Genomic DNA, 15,712 nt, shown 5'->3' on the forward strand with positions numbered 1-15,712 from the left:
GTAGCGAATTCAGCGCAGTAGCGTGCTCCAGTCAAAGGGCTGCACAAAAGCGTCGACGTCCTCGGCCATCAGCGGCCGCGCCACTAGAAACCCTTGCACGTACTCACAGCCGTTAGCTTTTAACCATTCATATTGAGCAACGGTTTCCACCCCTTCGGCGATCACCAACAGACCGTATGCCCTGCACAACTCGATGACACTGCGCGCCAGCGCCGCATCCCGCGTTGACTCTGGCAGCCGGGCGATCAGATGCCGGTCAAGCTTGAGGGTATCCAGCTCCAGATCGCGCAAATGAGCCAGCGAACAAGGTCCGGAGCCGAAGTCATCCAGCGCGACCCGCACCCCCAGATTGCGCAGCAACCGCAGCTGCTTGCGGGTTTCATCGAGATTCATCATCAAGGCGTCTTCCGTGACCTCGACTTCCAGTTGACGCGATTGCAAACCATGGCGCTCCAGTACCTGACGTAACTCGGTGACCAGATTGGGCAGGCCAAACTGGGTACTGCTCAAGCTCACGCCCAGCACCAGATCCTCGGCAAACACGGTTTCCCAGGCCTTTCTCTGTCCAGCACTGCGATGGTAAATCCAGCTACCCAACCGACTGATCAACCGCGCCTCTTCCAGCAACGGCAAGAAAAGCCCCGGCGGCACATCGCCAACACTTGGATGCTGCCAGCGTAACAACGCCTCGAAACCTCGGGTCTTGCCGCTGCTGATCGCGATCTGAGGTTGATACACCAAGGTGAAATCGCGGTTCTCGATGGCCGTGCGCACGCTGTCTTCAAGCATCAGCCGCGAGCGCGCGCGACCGTTCATTTCGTGATCATAGAAACGGTACTGCTGGCGCCCCGCCCGCTTGGCTTCGTACATGGCAATGTCGGACGCGCGCAACAAACCGTCTAGGTTGGCCCCACAGTCAGGATAAGTAGCAATCCCAATGCTGGCCCCCAACGCGATATCCAGACCTTCAATCTGCTGACAGATCGACACGCGCTCGATCAATTTTTCGGCAATTTTGGCGGCTTGCTCGGGAAACTCCAGATCCAGCAGCGCCGTGAATTCGTCGCCCCCCATACGCGCCAGAATATCGAACGGCCGCAGGCAGGCTTTCAATTGCTCGGACACCCAGCGCAGCACTCGGTCGCCGGCATCGTGCCCCAGAGAGTCATTCACCCGTTTGAAGCCATCCAGGTCCAGGTACAGCAACACCCAGGCACTGTCTGACCGTTCGCCGCGCAACAGCAGATTTTCCGCGGTCTGATAGAAACCTCGGCGATTGAGCAGTCCGGTCAGCGGATCGGTAACGGCCTGGAATTCCAGCTGCTGATGCAGGTGGCGCACCACCGACATGTCCAGCACCGTCACCACCATGGCATGTTGTTCTACGGGCAACGGCGCGCACGACAAGGCAACCGGCACCTGCTGACCCGGTGCGGTACGCAACAAAGCATCATGCAAACGCAAGGTTTCGCCACGTTTGTAGCCGGCGTACAAATCAGAGTCGGACCAAATCGGGATGTGCGGCTTTTGCAGGAAATCCAGAAACTCCCGGCCCTGCAAATCCTTGACTGTGGCATTGAGCAGACGCGACATCGCCGGGTTCGCAAAGCGGATCAGCCCGTCCTCGCCGACCACCAGGATGCCTTCGGCGGCATTGTCGAGCACCGAGGCGTTGAAGGCGCGGGCAACCTCCAGGTCGTGGCTCAGCCGCTGCAAGGCCCGGCGATTGCGCTGGTGTTCCAGCAACGCCTGGACTTTAGGCTTGAGAATTTGTGGGTCAAAAGGTTTGAACAGGTAATCCACTGCACCACTGGCGTAGCCCTTGATCACAGCATCCTGGGATTGTTCGTTGGCAGTGAGGAAAATAATCGGTGTCAGGTGTGTACGCTGGCTGCCTCGCATCAGCCGTGCGACTTCGAAGCCGTCCATGCCCGGCATTTGCACATCCAGCAGGACTAGGTCGACATCATGCTCAAGCAACAAGCCGAGGGCCTCAAAACCCGAGGCAGCAGTAATAACCTGCCAGTCCTGGCGCTGTAACAACGCGCGCATGCTGATCAGGTTTTCAGGGTAATCATCAACGATCAAAAGGACTGAGCTGCCTTCACCTGGCGTTGGTTGCGCGCATTCCATGCTGCTTCTCTTATCGGGGCGTCAGGCCGGTTTCTTTGGAAAACCGGACAAATACTGAGACTTCACTCTAGACCCGGATCTGCCAAAGCAAAAGCTGTCGCCCAGCCATCATCTAGCCAAAGTTTCCAGTTGCCGACTAACGGTCAGTGCTACAGCCCTCTGAAACCGGCACAGATGGCCTTTCGACAGGATGTTGGCGCCAATCATCTGCCAGGCGGGCATTAACAAATAAGCCAACTACGCTTATAAAGATGGCTCTCCAAGGCCCGTGCTAGAGCCTCTGGCACGGGCGTGCAGCATGAATATGCGGAAGCTTTTGACTATGATCGATCTCGCAACCTGGAACCTCAGCGTTCCTGTCGGCAGCCCGCCGGCCACCGTTGAAACGTCCAAACTGGTGAACGGTTTCAAGGATCAATACTTTCACTCCGACACCGGCACGCTGTTTTTCTGGTCCCCAGTGACCGGTTCGCGCACCGAGAATGCAATTTATCCTCGCACCGAGCTGCGAGAAACCTACAGCAACGGCACCCTGCACAATTGGCTATACCCCGACGCCGACAACTCCCTGCACGCCACCTTGGCCGTGAACCAGGTGCCGAGTTCGGGCAAGATCGTCATCGGCCAGATCCATGCCTATGACAGCCAAAAACCCATGGTCAAAGTCGAGTACCAATACAAGACCAAGACCCTGACCGGCAACATCGTCGCCAAAGTGCGGATGCGCCCAGATGATGAGGAAGGCCGGGTGATTACCATCGCCACAGGGGTAAAACTGGACCAGGAATTTTCCTACCTGATCCACCTCAGCCCCGGCGGTCAATTGGGCATCAGCGCGGCGGGTTATCAGTGGGACTCCAACATCAGCACCACCTGGCGCGACAAGCCGCTGTACTTCAAGGCGGGGGTCTATGTTCAGGACAACACCGGGTACACCAGTGAGGGTGGGAAAGTGACGTTCAGCAAGCTGGATATTGATCACGATAAGTAAGCTAATTCTGTAACAGCTGCCGAGCTTGTGAGGTTGCGTCGTAGGAAAAAATCTCGCAACCCCGCTGACTCGGTTTACTTGAATCCGCTTATGGCGTGACCAACATCGCCCGTGCCTTGTTTCAGGATGTCAGCAATGTGTTTTGTATGATTGAGCAACTCGGGTGCGATAACCCAAATGGTCAGTGATTCAAACGTAAAACCCCCGCCCCGCGGCAGGTTTCTTACTAACACATGTACAACTTAAACATCTACCCAGATGGGCCCCATTCTCCCCCCAACTAAATGCTGGATATTCCGGATCTGCACGATCGCGACTGAAATACTTTCTCCCGCATTCTCGTCGTACATTTCGATGCTGTCGTCATCAGCATTCACCTTATAAAAACTCCTTGTTTAAAGTTGTTAGAGCGAAAGCTAATCCATACAAGAATCGACTCCTCATATTTAAAACCTGCAAGTTTCGCGCTAGCTGTTTCTACCTCCACAGCATGACTCCTTTGAAAAAGGAAAAAACGCATCTCGTCATTCACCGCCGCTACACGATGCCACGCGTACAAAAATAAGGCAGCTGTAAAAACTGACAGTTACTTAGAGAATTTAGAAATATCCACGCACTTAAATATTCACAAAAAAGAGATTAAAATCTCCACCACTCAACGACATCAAAACTAAAAACAATCCAACGGCACTCTTTGAGCTAAGGAAACTCTGAAAAAGGTTTCCACATCTGTTGAAATGTCCTCCATCACATGAGCTGAACGTTTGAGCCCTAATGAAGTAGATTTCTTTCGCGGATGCTGAGTACGCAGGCAAACGTAAGCGCACCCGTCGTGAGATTTGCCTCAGCGAGATGGACAATGTCGTGCCGTGGAAAGGGCTGATCGCGTTGATCGAGCCGCATTATCCAACCGGTGAAGGGGACCGCACTCCCTATCCGTTGATGGCCATGTTGCGTGTTCACCTGATGCAGAACTGGTTCGGCTATAGCGACCCGGCGATGGAAGAATCACTGTATGAAACGACGATTCTGCGCCAGTTCGCGGGCTTGAGTCTGGATCGAATTCCCGCTGAAACCACGATCCTCAACTTCCGCCGACTCTTGGAGAAAAACCACCTCGCCGGGGGCAAGCTGTCGGATTATCTACCGGCTATTGAGGAATGGGCGGAAACCAATCCTTTGAGCGCTAGCGAGATACACCAGCGGCTTGGTAGAAGAGTTCGACGTTACGGCGCATCTGAACACTGTGAAAAATGCACTCAGGCGTCTGGAATTCGTCCGAACTATTTCAAATAGTTATAAAAACCTGTCAGATTTTACAGATGCGGAATTCAACATGAAGATTTATCCTTGGTTTCGAAACAAGGAAAAACAGAAGGACGTCATTAAATAAACATATTCCTCTTTCCGCCCATAAATCTTACTGGAGTATATAACATGACTGGAAGTTACCTCTGGACCGCAGCATCCATCTGGCACCCCACGGGCTGTCAATGCAGATTTGATCTAAATTACGTAGCTTGTGGATGTTTTGGTTCCGGCGGCTGGGCGGCGGGGCCTTTGAACCCAACAGAATACACTCAGGAGTTGGCGGAAGCGGCTAAAAATGCACAGGAAGAAGCCGATGCAATAGCACAGAACTTACGTGCGCAAGCTGAATTAGATGAGCAAGCCAACGACTACGAAATGGACCGAGAATTCTTAGAAAACCTTGACCCACCCAACTTATAACTACCCACACATTTTTGATTATGCAGAAAATGCAAAGTATTTTGCATCTCAAGCAAGAGAGGCCAAGGAACTCAATGAATCAGGCTACTGTTTAACCTGGAGAGACATTTTCAAGGTTTGAGGTCTTATTTTTGAATGCCGTTAATCAAATCCAACAAAAAATCCGCCTCTCGGCGGATTTTTATCAAAGCTGTTTAACGCTAAGGCTTAGTTGACCTTGGCATTCAACTCACCTTTCAAATAACGCTGATACATCGCTTCCAACGAGATCGGCTTGATCTTCGAAGCATTACCGGCAGTCCCGAAGGCTTCATAACGAGCAATACACACATCACGCATCGCAGTCACGGTCGCGCCGAAGAATTTACGTGGATCAAATTCGCTCGGGTTGGTGGCCATCAGGCGACGCATCGCACCAGTGGACGCCAGGCGCAGGTCGGTGTCGATGTTGACCTTGCGCACGCCGTGCTTGATGCCTTCGACGATTTCTTCAACCGGTACGCCGTAGGTTTCTTTGATGTCGCCGCCGTACTGGTTGATGATCGCCAGCCACTCTTGCGGAACCGAAGACGAACCATGCATCACCAAGTGAGTATTCGGGATGCGTTTGTGGATTTCTTTGATGCGGTCGATCGCCAGCACGTCGCCAGTAGGTGGCTTGGTGAACTTGTAGGCGCCGTGGCTGGTGCCGATGGCGATGGCCAAGGCATCGACCTGGGTGCGTTTGACGAAGTCCGCGGCTTCTTCCGGGTCGGTCAGCATTTGGCTGTGATCCAGAACGCCTTCGGCACCGATACCATCTTCTTCACCGGCCATGCCGGTTTCCAGCGAACCCAGGCAACCCAGCTCGCCTTCTACCGAAACGCCGCAGGCGTGGGCCAGGGCGACGGTTTGTTGGGTGACACGCACGTTGTAGTCGTAGTCGGTCGGCGTCTTGCCGTCTTCGCCCAGGGAGCCGTCCATCATGACCGAGCTGAAGCCCAGCTGGATGGAGCGCTGGCAGACGTCAGGGCTGGTGCCGTGGTCTTGGTGCATGCACACCGGGATGTGCGGGAATTCTTCGATCGCAGCCAGAATCAAGTGACGCAGGAACGGCGCGCCAGCGTATTTACGGGCGCCGGCCGAAGCCTGGACGATCACCGGAGAGTCAGTCTTGTCAGCGGCTTCCATGATGGCGCGCATCTGCTCAAGGTTGTTGACGTTAAAGGCTGGAACGCCGTAGCCGAACTCGGCTGCGTGGTCCAGCATCTGGCGCATGCTGATAAGTGCCATGGTGTATGTCTCTCCCGGTTGAGGGTCGTTAATCGTGCCAGCCTGCCGTAGCGGCGGCGGCTATTCAAGTGATTGCAGATCGGGGGTTAACCCGACCCGCTCATTCGGTATTGCCTGAATCTCAAGAACCTACACAGATCCATCAGGTCCTTGGCCTGTCAATTAGGGTGCTTTGCAACCGCGGCCAATCAAATCATTGGTGGCGACCCAATACACCAGGCCTTCCGCCCCTTTGACGTGAAACGCCAGCATGTCATTGCTGTACAACGCCCCTTCGGCGCCCGGCTCAAGCTTCAAGCGGTACACCTGATCGGCGCCGCCGAGGCGCACGTCGACAGCCTTGTGGCTATCGTCGGTGTAGCGCCAGAGGACTTTGGCCTGGCTGTCGCAGGTCCAGGTGGTCCAGCTATCAACAGGCGCGGACGATTTGAACAGGTCCATATTGGCGCAACCGGCCAACAGTGCCAGCGCCATCACGGCGATAAAGCCTTTCATCCGCGTTCCTCGACTGGCAGCAAACACCGCCAGCCTTTAGTTAAGTAAGTCAGACCGGTCAAGGACAACCATGTTCCTTGGCCGGGGTTTGTGTCTCGTACTTGTCCAGGCCGTCAGGCCCGGAACGCTTGTTGAGCACCGGATTGGTTTCCGCCTGCCAGTCAGCCTGGTAACAGCTTTTGTGCGGCTCGGACGGCGCCGGTTCCGACGTGGCTTGCGGATGACTCCCGCAAGCCGCCAGCGAGGCGGCGACCATCAACAGCGCTAACTTCCTGACCATGTAAACACTCCTTTGCCTGGTCATAGGGGAGACCTCAGGCCTTAGCCCGGCTTTCCAGGACTTCAACGGCTGGCAGCACTTTGCCTTCGACGAACTCAAGGAACGCGCCGCCACCTGTGGAAATGTAGGAGATCTGATCGGCTACGCCGTATTTATCGATAGCCGCCAAGGTATCGCCGCCGCCCGCAATGGAGAACGCCGAGCTTTGTGCGATAGCGTTGGCCAGCACTTTGGTGCCGTTACCAAACTGATCGAATTCGAACACACCGACCGGGCCGTTCCACAGAATGGTCTTGGACGACTTCAACAGCTCAGCGAAATTCGCCGCTGTCTGTGGGCCGATGTCCAGGATCATGTCGTCAACAGCCACGTCCGCGATCAGCTTGACGGTGGCGGTGGCGCTTTCAGCGAATTCCTTGGCAACCACAACGTCCACTGGCAGCGGCACGCTGACTTTGGCGGCGATGGCGCGGGCGGTGTCCAGCAGGTCCGGCTCGTACAGCGACTTGCCGACTGGGTGACCGGCAGCGGCCAGGAACGTGTTGGCAATGCCGCCGCCAACGATCAACTGGTTGCAGATCTGGCTAAGGCTGTTAAGGACGTCGAGTTTGGTCGACACCTTGGAGCCGGCAACAATCGCCGCCATTGGCTGGGCCGGGGCGCCGAGCGCTTTACCCAAGGCGTCCAGTTCGGCCGCCAGCAGCGGGCCTGCGGCGGCGATTTTGGCGAACTTGGCCACGCCGTGGGTCGAACCCTCGGCGCGGTGAGCGGTGCCAAAGGCGTCCATCACAAACACGTCGCACAAGGCAGCGTATTGCTGGGCCAGCTCGTCAGCGTTGCTTTTCTCGCCCTTGTTGAAGCGCACGTTTTCGAACAGCACGACGTCGCCGGCCTTCACGTCAACGCCGCCCAAATAATCGGCGACCAGCGGCACTTCGCGGCTCAGGGCTTTGCTCAAGTAATCGGCGACTGGCTTGAGGCTGTTCTCGGCCGAGAACTCGCCTTCAGTCGGACGGCCAAGGTGCGAGCAGACCATGACGGCCGCGCCTTTTTCCAGGGCCAGCTTGATGGTCGGCAGCGAAGCCAGGATTCGCGCGTCGCTGGTGACAACACCGTCCTTGACTGGGACGTTGAGGTCTTCGCGGATCAGTACGCGTTTACCTTGCAGATCGAGGTCGGTCATCTTCAACACGGTCATGGGTCGCAATTCCTGGGTTACGGTTTTGGAGAGGCAGTTTTTAGAGCGTCAGGCTTTGGCGCAGCTATTTGCAGGTAGTGCTCTGCAACGTCAAGCATTCGGTTGGCAAAACCCCATTCGTTATCAAACCAGGCCAGGATGTTCACCAGCCGTGGGCCGGAAACGCGGGTCTGACTGGCATCGACGATGGCCGAATGCGGGTCATGATTAAAATCACAACTGGCGTGAGGTAACTCGGTGTAGGCCAAAAGGCCTTTTAGCGGGCCGCTGGTGGCGGCCTCACGCAGGATCCGGTTGACCTCGGTGGCGTCGGTATCGCTCACGGTCTGCATCGTAATGTCGAGGCAAGACACGTTCACCGTCGGCACCCTTACGGCTTTGGCCTGAATCCGTCCCGCAAGTTCCGGCAGCAGGCGCTCGATGCCACGCGCCAGCCCCGTGGACACAGGGATCACCGACTGGAACGCCGAACGGGTGCGGCGCAGGTCTTCATGGTGGTAGGCATCGATCACCGGCTGGTCGTTCATCGCCGAGTGAATCGTGGTGATCGACACATACTCCAGACCGATGGCCTGATCCAGCAGACGCAACAGCGGCACGCCACAGTTGGTGGTGCAAGAGGCGTTAGACACCAGCAACTCGTCACCGGTCAGGCAATCCTGGTTCACGCCATAGACGATGGTGGCGTCAACATCCGCTTCGCTGGCCATCGGCTGGGAAAACAATACCCGTGGCGCGCCGGCGTCGAGGAACCGCTGGCCATCTTCACGGGTGTGGTAAGCGCCGGAGCACTCCAGCACCAGATCGACACCAAGCGATGCCCAATCGATGCCTTCGGGGGTGGCACTGCGCAACACCTTCACGCAGTTGCCCTGAATATGCAGACAATCGTCCTCAACCCTCACTTCGCCGGGAAAGCGCCCGTGAGTGGAGTCGAAGCGTGTCAGGTACTCGATACTGGCCATGTCGGCCAGATCGTTGATCGCGACAATTTCAAACCCGGCCTTCTCGCCTCGCTCGAACAACGCACGCAAGACGCAACGACCAATCCGACCATAGCCGTTGAGTGCAACTTTGTAAGGACGCGGTTGAGGCATGGGGTTCTCGATTACCGTGGTGAATCTGTCGGTTCTGCGTTGAGTCTTCTGTTGCTATCGCGGGCAAGCCCGCCCCCACATGAGACCGTAATCCCTGTGGAGGCGGGCTTGCCCGCGACAGCGTCAGAACAGGCAATATATTGCCCGGACTTAGTCTTCCAGCAGCTCTTCAGCCTGACCCAGGATGTTTTCCAGGGTGAAACCGAACTCTTCGAACAAGGCTGGCGCAGGCGCCGACTCGCCGAAAGTGGTCATGCCAATGACGCGGCCTTCCAGGCCCACGTATTTGTACCAGTAGTCCGCGTGAGCGGCCTCGATGGCAATACGGGCACTGACCTGCAACGGCAGAACCGCTTGCTTGTAGCCGGCGTCCTGGGCATCGAACACGCTGGTACACGGCATCGAGACAACACGCACCTTGCGACCTTGCTCGGTCAGTTTGTCGTAAGCCTGAACCGCCAGGCCCACTTCCGAACCGGTGGAGATCAGGATCAACTCCGGCTCGCCGGCGCAATCTTTCAACACATAACCACCACGGGCAATGTCGGCAATCTGACCGGCATCACGGGTTTGGTGCTGCAGGTTCTGACGCGAGAAGATCAGCGCCGAAGGGCCGTCCTTACGTTCCAGCGCCAGTTTCCAGCACACCGCCGACTCAACAGCGTCGGCTGGACGCCAGGTATCGAGGTTCGGCGTGCAGCGCAAGCTGGCCAGTTGCTCGATCGGCTGGTGAGTTGGGCCGTCTTCGCCCAGACCGATAGAGTCGTGGGTGTAGACGAACACCACGCGTTTCTTCATCAGCGACGCCATGCGTACCGCGTTGCGCGCGTATTCCATGAACATCAGGAAGGTCGCACCGTAAGGCACCAGGCCGCCGTGCAGAGATACGCCGTTCATGATCGCGCTCATGCCGAATTCGCGAACACCGTAGTACATGTAGTTGCCGCTGGCGTCTTCTGCCGAAACACCCTTGCAACCTTTCCACAACGTCAGGTTGGAACCGGCCAGGTCAGCCGAGCCGCCCAGCAACTCAGGCAACAGCGGGCCAAAGGCATTCAGTGCATTCTGGCTGGCTTTACGGCTGGCGATGGTTTCGCCCTTGGCCGCGACTTCAGCAATATAAGCCGAAGCTTTTTCGGCAAAGTCAGCCGGCAACTCGCCGCTCAGACGACGGACCAGCTCGTTGGCCAGCTCAGGGAAGGCCGCCGAGTAGGCAGCAAACCGCTGATCCCACTCGGCTTCAGCGGCGTGCCCGGCTTCCTTGGCGTCCCACTCGGCATAGATGTCAGCCGGGATGTCGAACGGGCCGTAGTTCCACTTCAGCGCGGCGCGGGTCAGCGCGATTTCGGCGTCACCCAACGGAGCGCCGTGGCAGTCTTCTTTACCCTGCTTGTTCGGCGAACCGAAACCGATGGTGGTCTTGCAGCAGATCAGCGTCGGCAGCTCGCTTTTACGCGCGGTTTCGATCGCGATCTTGATCTCTTCCGGATCGTGGCCATCAACGTTGCGGATCACTTGCCAGTTATAGGCTTCGAAACGCTTAGGGGTGTCATCGGTGAACCAGCCTTCGACTTCGCCGTCGATGGAGATGCCGTTGTCATCGTAGAAAGCAATCAGTTTGCCCAAACCCAACGTACCGGCCAGCGAGCCGACTTCGTGGGAAATGCCTTCCATCATGCAGCCATCACCCAAGAACACGTAGGTGTGGTGATCGACCACGTTATGACCCGGACGGTTGAACTGCGCGGCCAGGACTTTTTCAGCCAGGGCAAAACCAACCGCGTTGGCCAGACCCTGACCCAGTGGGCCGGTGGTGGTTTCAACGCCTGGGGTGTAGCCGAACTCAGGGTGGCCCGGGGTGCGGCTGTGCAACTGGCGGAAGTTTTTCAGATCATCGATCGACAGGTCGTAACCGGTCAGGTGCAGCAGCGAGTAAATCAACATCGAGCCGTGGCCGTTGGACAGCACGAAGCGGTCACGGTCGGCAAACGATGGATTGCTCGGGTTGTGCTTCAGGTAGTCACGCCAAAGCACTTCGGCGATATCCGCCATGCCCATAGGGGCACCGGGATGGCCGCTGTTGGCTTTTTGCACGGCATCCATGCTGAGGGCACGAATGGCGTTGGCACGCTCACGACGGCTGGGCATCGCTGTTCTCCTGCGGGTATTGAATCGAGAGTGAATAAAACGAAACGGAAAAAAGGTGAGCATTTTCCCTCACCAAGCCGCCTCGGGCAATGACAGATAGTCAGCCGGAGACGTTTTTCCAATGGATTACGGCGTATTCGCCTGATGAAACCTTTCCGCTATTCGTTTGTAGAGTGAACAGCAGCGCGAGAAGTGCCATTTATCGACCAATATCAAAACTTTTTGATATTGCCCTTGCAGGGCATTCAGAGCGTCACTAGACTACTGGCCTTATGAATTTACGTGTGCCTTCCATTCGACATGACGATTGCGATGAGCTGGCGGCCCTGGGCAAGGCCGGCGGCGATCCTCTGCGGTTGAATGTATTGCGCGCATTGGCCAACGATTCGTTTGGTGTACTGGAACTGGCGCAGATCTTCGGCATGGGCCAGTCGGGCATGAGTCATCACCTCAAGGTATTGGCCCAGGCCGACCTGGTGGCGACTCGCCGTGAAGGCAACGCGATTTTCTACCGCCGCGCCCTGCCCCACACCGAACTGCTGGGCGGAAAGCTACACGCCGCCTTGCTCGAAGAGGTGGACAACCTGACGCTGCCGACTGACGTGCAGGCGCGGATCGCTCAGGTCCACGGCCAACGAGCTGCGGCCAGCCAAGACTTTTTCTCACGGGTGGCGGAGAAGTTTCGCGCCCAGCAAGACCTGATCGCCGGCCTGCCGCAATACCGCGACAGCGTGCTGGCACTGCTCGACAAGTTAAGTTTCAGTGACGGCGCCACCGCCATTGAAGTCGGCCCCGGCGACGGCGGTTTTCTGCCGGAGCTGGCGCGCCGCTTCACGCAGGTGACGGCGCTGGACAACAGCCCGGCGATGCTCGAACTGGCGCGACAGGTCTGCGAACGTGAAACGCTGACTAACGTCAGCCTGCAACTGGCCGATGCACTGAATGGTGTCGGCATCCAGGCTGATTGCGTTGTACTGAACATGGTGCTGCACCATTTCGCCGCGCCGGCCGAAGCGCTCAAGCACATGGCCAGCCTGCTGCAACCAGGCGGTAGCCTGCTCGTGACAGAGTTATGTAGCCACAACCAGAGTTGGGCCAGGGAGGCCTGCGGTGATCTATGGTTGGGGTTTGAACAGGACGATTTGGCCCGTTGGGCCACCGCTGCGGGACTCGTTCCCGGGGAAAGCCTCTATGTAGGCTTACGTAATGGTTTCCAGATCCAGGTCCGCCACTTTCAGCGACCGACTGGCGACACTCACCATCGGTAAATTCAGGAAAAAATCGAGATGAGCGAATACTCCCTCTTCACCTCAGAGTCCGTGTCCGAAGGACATCCGGACAAAATCGCCGACCAGATTTCCGATGCGGTGCTGGACGCCATCATTGCTGAAGACAAGTTCGCCCGTGTGGCGTGCGAGACGCTGGTAAAAACCGGCGTGGCGATCATCGCCGGCGAAGTCACCACCTCGGCCTGGGTCGATCTGGAAGACATCGTCCGTAACGTGATTATCGACATCGGCTATACCAGTTCCGACGTCGGCTTCGACGGCGCTACCTGCGGCGTGATGAACATCATTGGCAAGCAATCGCCAGACATCAACCAGGGTGTCGACCGTGCCAAGCCTGAAGATCAGGGTGCCGGCGACCAAGGCCTGATGTTCGGCTACGCCAGCAACGAAACCGACGTGCTGATGCCAGCACCGATCACCTTCTCGCACCAATTGGTTCAGCGTCAGGCCGAAGCCCGTAAATCCGGCCTGCTGCCTTGGCTGCGTCCGGACGCCAAGTCCCAGGTGACCTGCCGTTACGAAGGCGGCAAGGTGGTGGGGATCGACGCCGTTGTACTGTCGACCCAACACAACCCTGAAGTCTCGTACAAAGACCTGCGCGAAGGCGTGATGGAATTGATCGTCAAGCACGTGCTGCCTGCCGAACTGCTGACCAAAGATACCCAGTTCCACATCAACCCGACTGGCCAGTTCATCATCGGTGGCCCAGTGGGCGACTGCGGCCTGACCGGTCGCAAGATCATCGTTGACAGCTACGGCGGCATGGCCCGTCACGGCGGCGGCGCGTTCTCCGGCAAAGATCCATCGAAGGTTGACCGTTCGGCCGCCTACGCAGGCCGTTACGTTGCCAAGAACATCGTCGCTGCCGGCCTGGCCGAGCGCTGCGAGATTCAGGTTTCCTACGCGATCGGTGTAGCCCAGCCGACGTCGATTTCGTTGAACACCTTCGGCACCGGCAAAATCAGCGACAATAAAATCGTCAAACTGGTTCGCGACGTGTTCGACCTGCGTCCTTACGCGATCACCACCATGCTCGACCTGCTGCACCCGATGTATAAGGAAACCGCAGCTTACGGCCACTTCGGTCGCACTCCGCAAACCAAAACAGTCGGTGACGATACGTTCACCACGTTCACCTGGGAAAAAACCGACCGCGCCGAAGCCCTGCGCTCCGCTGCTGGTTTGTAAGACGTCCCCGGCGACACACAAAGCCCCGCACGGTTCGCCGCGCGGGGCTTTTTATTGGCGGTGCCGCAGCCGCAGCCCATTCAGCGCCGCCACATTCAGCAAAACAACCATCCTTTGCCCTCCCCGATACTGACCTAGCCTTCAAGCATCCCCATGAGCAAGGACGCTCTCGATGCTCCCCCACCTGCGCCTGTTTTTCACCCTGTTGCTCACATCCCTGACGGCCAATGCGACCGACTGCCCCGACTGGTCGCCACACCGCACACAGGCCGAAATCACCACCCTGCAACAGCAAATAGACCTCTGGGACGATAGCTACCACCGCAACGGCCAGACGCTGATCGCCGACGAACTTTACGACCAGTCCCGAGCAAGGCTGACGCAATGGCGCCACTGCTTCAACCTCGGCCCGCCCGCCGAACCGCTGAGAACGGCGGGCGGTAAGGTGACTCACCCAATCCCTCACACCGGACTGGAAAAGCTGCATCAGGGCCACGACGTTGAGCGTTGGTTGCGCAACCGCAAGGATGTCTGGATTCAGCCCAAGGTTGATGGCGTGGCAGTGACCCTGATCTACCAAAAAGGCTTGCTGCAGCAGGCGATCAGTCGGGGTGATGGAGTGCAAGGCCAGGACTGGACCGCGTCGGCGCGCCAGATCCAAGCCATTCCCCAACAGTTGTCGCAACCGCTGGACTTGCTGCTGCAAGGCGAACTCTATTGGCGCCTGAACGATCATGTTCAAGCGCGTGCCGGCAGCCTGAATGCCCGCGCGATCGTGGCCGGACTGATGGCGCGCAACGTGCTGGACACCGAGCAGGCGGCCACAATAGGACTGTTTGTCTGGGACTGGCCACAAGGCCCGACAAGCTTGCCAGCTCGGGCGGCGGCACTGGCAACCTTGGGCTTCCCGACAACTGAGCCTTTTAGTCATCCCGTCAACGTGTTCGCCGATGCCGAGCACTGGCGTGACCACTGGTATCGCACCCCGCAACCGTTCGCCAGTGACGGCGTTGTCCTGCGCCAGGATCAGCGCCCGCCCGCAGAGCGCTGGCAGGCTCGGACGCCTTACTGGGGCGTTGCCTGGAAATACCCTTTCGCCCAGGCCTTGGCCGAGGTGCGCAAGGTCAACTTCAAAATCGGCCGCACCGGGCGAATCACCCCCGTACTTGAGCTTTTGCCGGTCATGCTCGATGACCGACAGATCAAGCGCGTGAGCGCCAGCTCCTTGCAACGCTGGCAAGCACTGGACATTCGTCCCGGCGATCAAGTCGCCATCAGCCTCGCAGGCCTGACCATTCCAAGGCTTGATGGCGTCGTGTTGCGCGGCGCCGAACGCCCGAAACTGAGCCCGCCGCTGGCAGCAGACTTCCACCCCCTGAGTTGCTGGCAACCATCGCCGGGCTGCGAGAGCCAATTCCTCGCACGATTGACGTGGCTCAGCGGCAAGCAAGGACTGGCTTTGCCCCATGTCGGCCCCGGCACGTGGGCGAAACTTCTCGAAACAGGCAGATTAAACGGACTTCTGGATTGGTTGACCCTCGATGCCCAAGAGCTTGCTAACATTGCCGGCTTCGGCGAGCGCAGCAGCGCTCGCCTTTTAAACAGTTTTGAAAGCGCACGCCAACGCCCTTTCGCTCGCTGGCTCAAAGCCCTGGGTTTGCCTGCGACCGGACAAGCGCGCCTCGCCGATTCATGGCAAGTGCTGGCAGAACGCAGCACCGAACAATGGCAAGCAGAAGCGGGTATCGGCCCGGAACGCGCGGCGCAGTTGAGCGCATTCTTCCGCGACCCACAGGTCCTGGCCCTGAGCGAAACACTACGCGTTGCCGGCATTGACGGCTTCTAGTCACCGACGATAACCGGGAACCCAACGCTGGCGGTGCGCTCAAA

General features: G+C 57.8%; 12 protein-coding genes and 1 pseudogene. 6 read left to right on the forward strand and 7 right to left on the reverse strand.

Translation table 11 applies throughout. The annotated features are described in order from the left end of the window. Window positions 1-9: 9 nt before the first annotated feature. The gene (locus RHM68_RS23605) at window positions 10-2,133 is read right to left on the reverse strand and encodes a putative bifunctional diguanylate cyclase/phosphodiesterase (RefSeq protein WP_322219406.1); all 2,124 of its coding nucleotides are present in this window, start codon (window positions 2,131-2,133) and stop codon (window positions 10-12) included. Window positions 2,134-2,455: 322 nt separating this feature from the next. Here RHM68_RS23605 and RHM68_RS23610 point away from each other — a divergent pair, with 322 nt between their 5' ends. The 3 genes and pseudogenes from RHM68_RS23610 (at window position 2,456) to RHM68_RS23620 (ending at window position 4,855) form a co-directional block, all read left to right on the forward strand. Then, a complete protein-coding gene (locus RHM68_RS23610; RefSeq protein ID WP_322219407.1) occupies window positions 2,456-3,124 on the forward strand; it encodes a polysaccharide lyase family 7 protein in 669 nt (222 codons plus the stop codon). A 783-nt stretch (window positions 3,125-3,907) separates the two neighbouring features. Next, window positions 3,908-4,261 (forward strand): annotated as a pseudogene (locus tag RHM68_RS23615) (transposase); the annotation flags it as partial. Window positions 4,262-4,561: 300 nt separating this feature from the next. Further along, entirely contained in the window at window positions 4,562-4,855 is a 294-nt protein-coding gene (locus RHM68_RS23620) for a hypothetical protein (RefSeq protein ID WP_322219408.1), read from the forward strand. Between the two features lie 207 nt (window positions 4,856-5,062). On the opposite strand, the gene fba is transcribed toward RHM68_RS23620, so the two are convergent. From fba to tkt, 6 genes are all read right to left on the reverse strand, one after another. After that, window positions 5,063-6,127 carry a class II fructose-bisphosphate aldolase gene (gene fba, locus RHM68_RS23625; RefSeq protein ID WP_027617054.1) on the reverse strand — a complete coding sequence of 355 codons (1,065 nt, stop codon included), beginning with the start codon at window positions 6,125-6,127 and terminating at the stop codon, window positions 5,063-5,065. A 162-nt stretch (window positions 6,128-6,289) separates the two neighbouring features. Beyond that, on the reverse strand, window positions 6,290-6,622 hold the full coding sequence (locus RHM68_RS23630; protein WP_322219409.1) for an MliC family protein: 333 nt from the start codon (window positions 6,620-6,622) through the stop codon (window positions 6,290-6,292). A 58-nt stretch (window positions 6,623-6,680) separates the two neighbouring features. Then, window positions 6,681-6,902 carry a hypothetical protein gene (locus tag RHM68_RS23635; protein ID WP_322219410.1) on the reverse strand — a complete coding sequence of 74 codons (222 nt, stop codon included), beginning with the start codon at window positions 6,900-6,902 and terminating at the stop codon, window positions 6,681-6,683. A gap of 34 nt (window positions 6,903-6,936) precedes the next feature. Further along, window positions 6,937-8,100 (reverse strand): phosphoglycerate kinase, encoded by a 1,164-nt coding sequence (locus RHM68_RS23640; RefSeq protein ID WP_322219411.1) that lies wholly within the window; start codon window positions 8,098-8,100, stop codon window positions 6,937-6,939. 17 nt (window positions 8,101-8,117) lie between these two features. Continuing rightward, on the reverse strand, window positions 8,118-9,197 hold the full coding sequence (epd, locus tag RHM68_RS23645) for an erythrose-4-phosphate dehydrogenase (RefSeq protein WP_322219412.1): 1,080 nt from the start codon (window positions 9,195-9,197) through the stop codon (window positions 8,118-8,120). Window positions 9,198-9,347: 150 nt separating this feature from the next. Beyond that, window positions 9,348-11,345, reverse strand: a complete 1,998-nt coding sequence (gene tkt, locus RHM68_RS23650) for a transketolase (protein WP_322219413.1) — start codon at window positions 11,343-11,345, stop codon at window positions 9,348-9,350. Between the two features lie 272 nt (window positions 11,346-11,617). Here tkt and RHM68_RS23655 point away from each other — a divergent pair, with 272 nt between their 5' ends. The 3 genes from RHM68_RS23655 to ligB all read left to right on the forward strand — a co-directional run bounded on the left by RHM68_RS23655 (window position 11,618) and on the right by ligB (window position 15,668). After that, window positions 11,618-12,613 carry a metalloregulator ArsR/SmtB family transcription factor gene (locus tag RHM68_RS23655; RefSeq protein ID WP_322219414.1) on the forward strand — a complete coding sequence of 332 codons (996 nt, stop codon included), beginning with the start codon at window positions 11,618-11,620 and terminating at the stop codon, window positions 12,611-12,613. Between the two features lie 18 nt (window positions 12,614-12,631). Then, window positions 12,632-13,822 (forward strand): methionine adenosyltransferase, encoded by a 1,191-nt coding sequence (gene metK, locus RHM68_RS23660; protein ID WP_322219415.1) that lies wholly within the window; start codon window positions 12,632-12,634, stop codon window positions 13,820-13,822. Window positions 13,823-13,994: 172 nt separating this feature from the next. Beyond that, on the forward strand, window positions 13,995-15,668 hold the full coding sequence (gene ligB / locus RHM68_RS23665) for an NAD-dependent DNA ligase LigB (protein WP_322219416.1): 1,674 nt from the start codon (window positions 13,995-13,997) through the stop codon (window positions 15,666-15,668). Window positions 15,669-15,712 lie beyond the last annotated feature (44 nt).

Source organism: Pseudomonas sp. DC1.2 (assembly GCF_034351645.1).
In the GTDB taxonomy this organism is placed as follows: domain Bacteria; phylum Pseudomonadota; class Gammaproteobacteria; order Pseudomonadales; family Pseudomonadaceae; genus Aquipseudomonas.

Coding starts and splice junctions, on each gene's coding strand:
- RHM68_RS23605 (WP_322219406.1), bottom strand. CDS start 2,133: ATGGAATGCGCGCAACCAACGCCAGGTGAAGGCAGCTCAGTCCTTTTG.
- RHM68_RS23610 (WP_322219407.1), top strand. CDS start 2,456: ATGATCGATCTCGCAACCTGGAACCTCAGCGTTCCTGTCGGCAGCCCG.
- RHM68_RS23620 (WP_322219408.1), top strand. CDS start 4,562: ATGACTGGAAGTTACCTCTGGACCGCAGCATCCATCTGGCACCCCACG.
- fba (WP_027617054.1), bottom strand. CDS start 6,127: ATGGCACTTATCAGCATGCGCCAGATGCTGGACCACGCAGCCGAGTTC.
- RHM68_RS23630 (WP_322219409.1), bottom strand. CDS start 6,622: ATGAAAGGCTTTATCGCCGTGATGGCGCTGGCACTGTTGGCCGGTTGC.
- RHM68_RS23635 (WP_322219410.1), bottom strand. CDS start 6,902: ATGGTCAGGAAGTTAGCGCTGTTGATGGTCGCCGCCTCGCTGGCGGCT.
- RHM68_RS23640 (WP_322219411.1), bottom strand. CDS start 8,100: ATGACCGTGTTGAAGATGACCGACCTCGATCTGCAAGGTAAACGCGTA.
- epd (WP_322219412.1), bottom strand. CDS start 9,197: ATGCCTCAACCGCGTCCTTACAAAGTTGCACTCAACGGCTATGGTCGG.
- tkt (WP_322219413.1), bottom strand. CDS start 11,345: ATGCCCAGCCGTCGTGAGCGTGCCAACGCCATTCGTGCCCTCAGCATG.
- RHM68_RS23655 (WP_322219414.1), top strand. CDS start 11,618: ATGAATTTACGTGTGCCTTCCATTCGACATGACGATTGCGATGAGCTG.
- metK (WP_322219415.1), top strand. CDS start 12,632: ATGAGCGAATACTCCCTCTTCACCTCAGAGTCCGTGTCCGAAGGACAT.
- ligB (WP_322219416.1), top strand. CDS start 13,995: ATGCTCCCCCACCTGCGCCTGTTTTTCACCCTGTTGCTCACATCCCTG.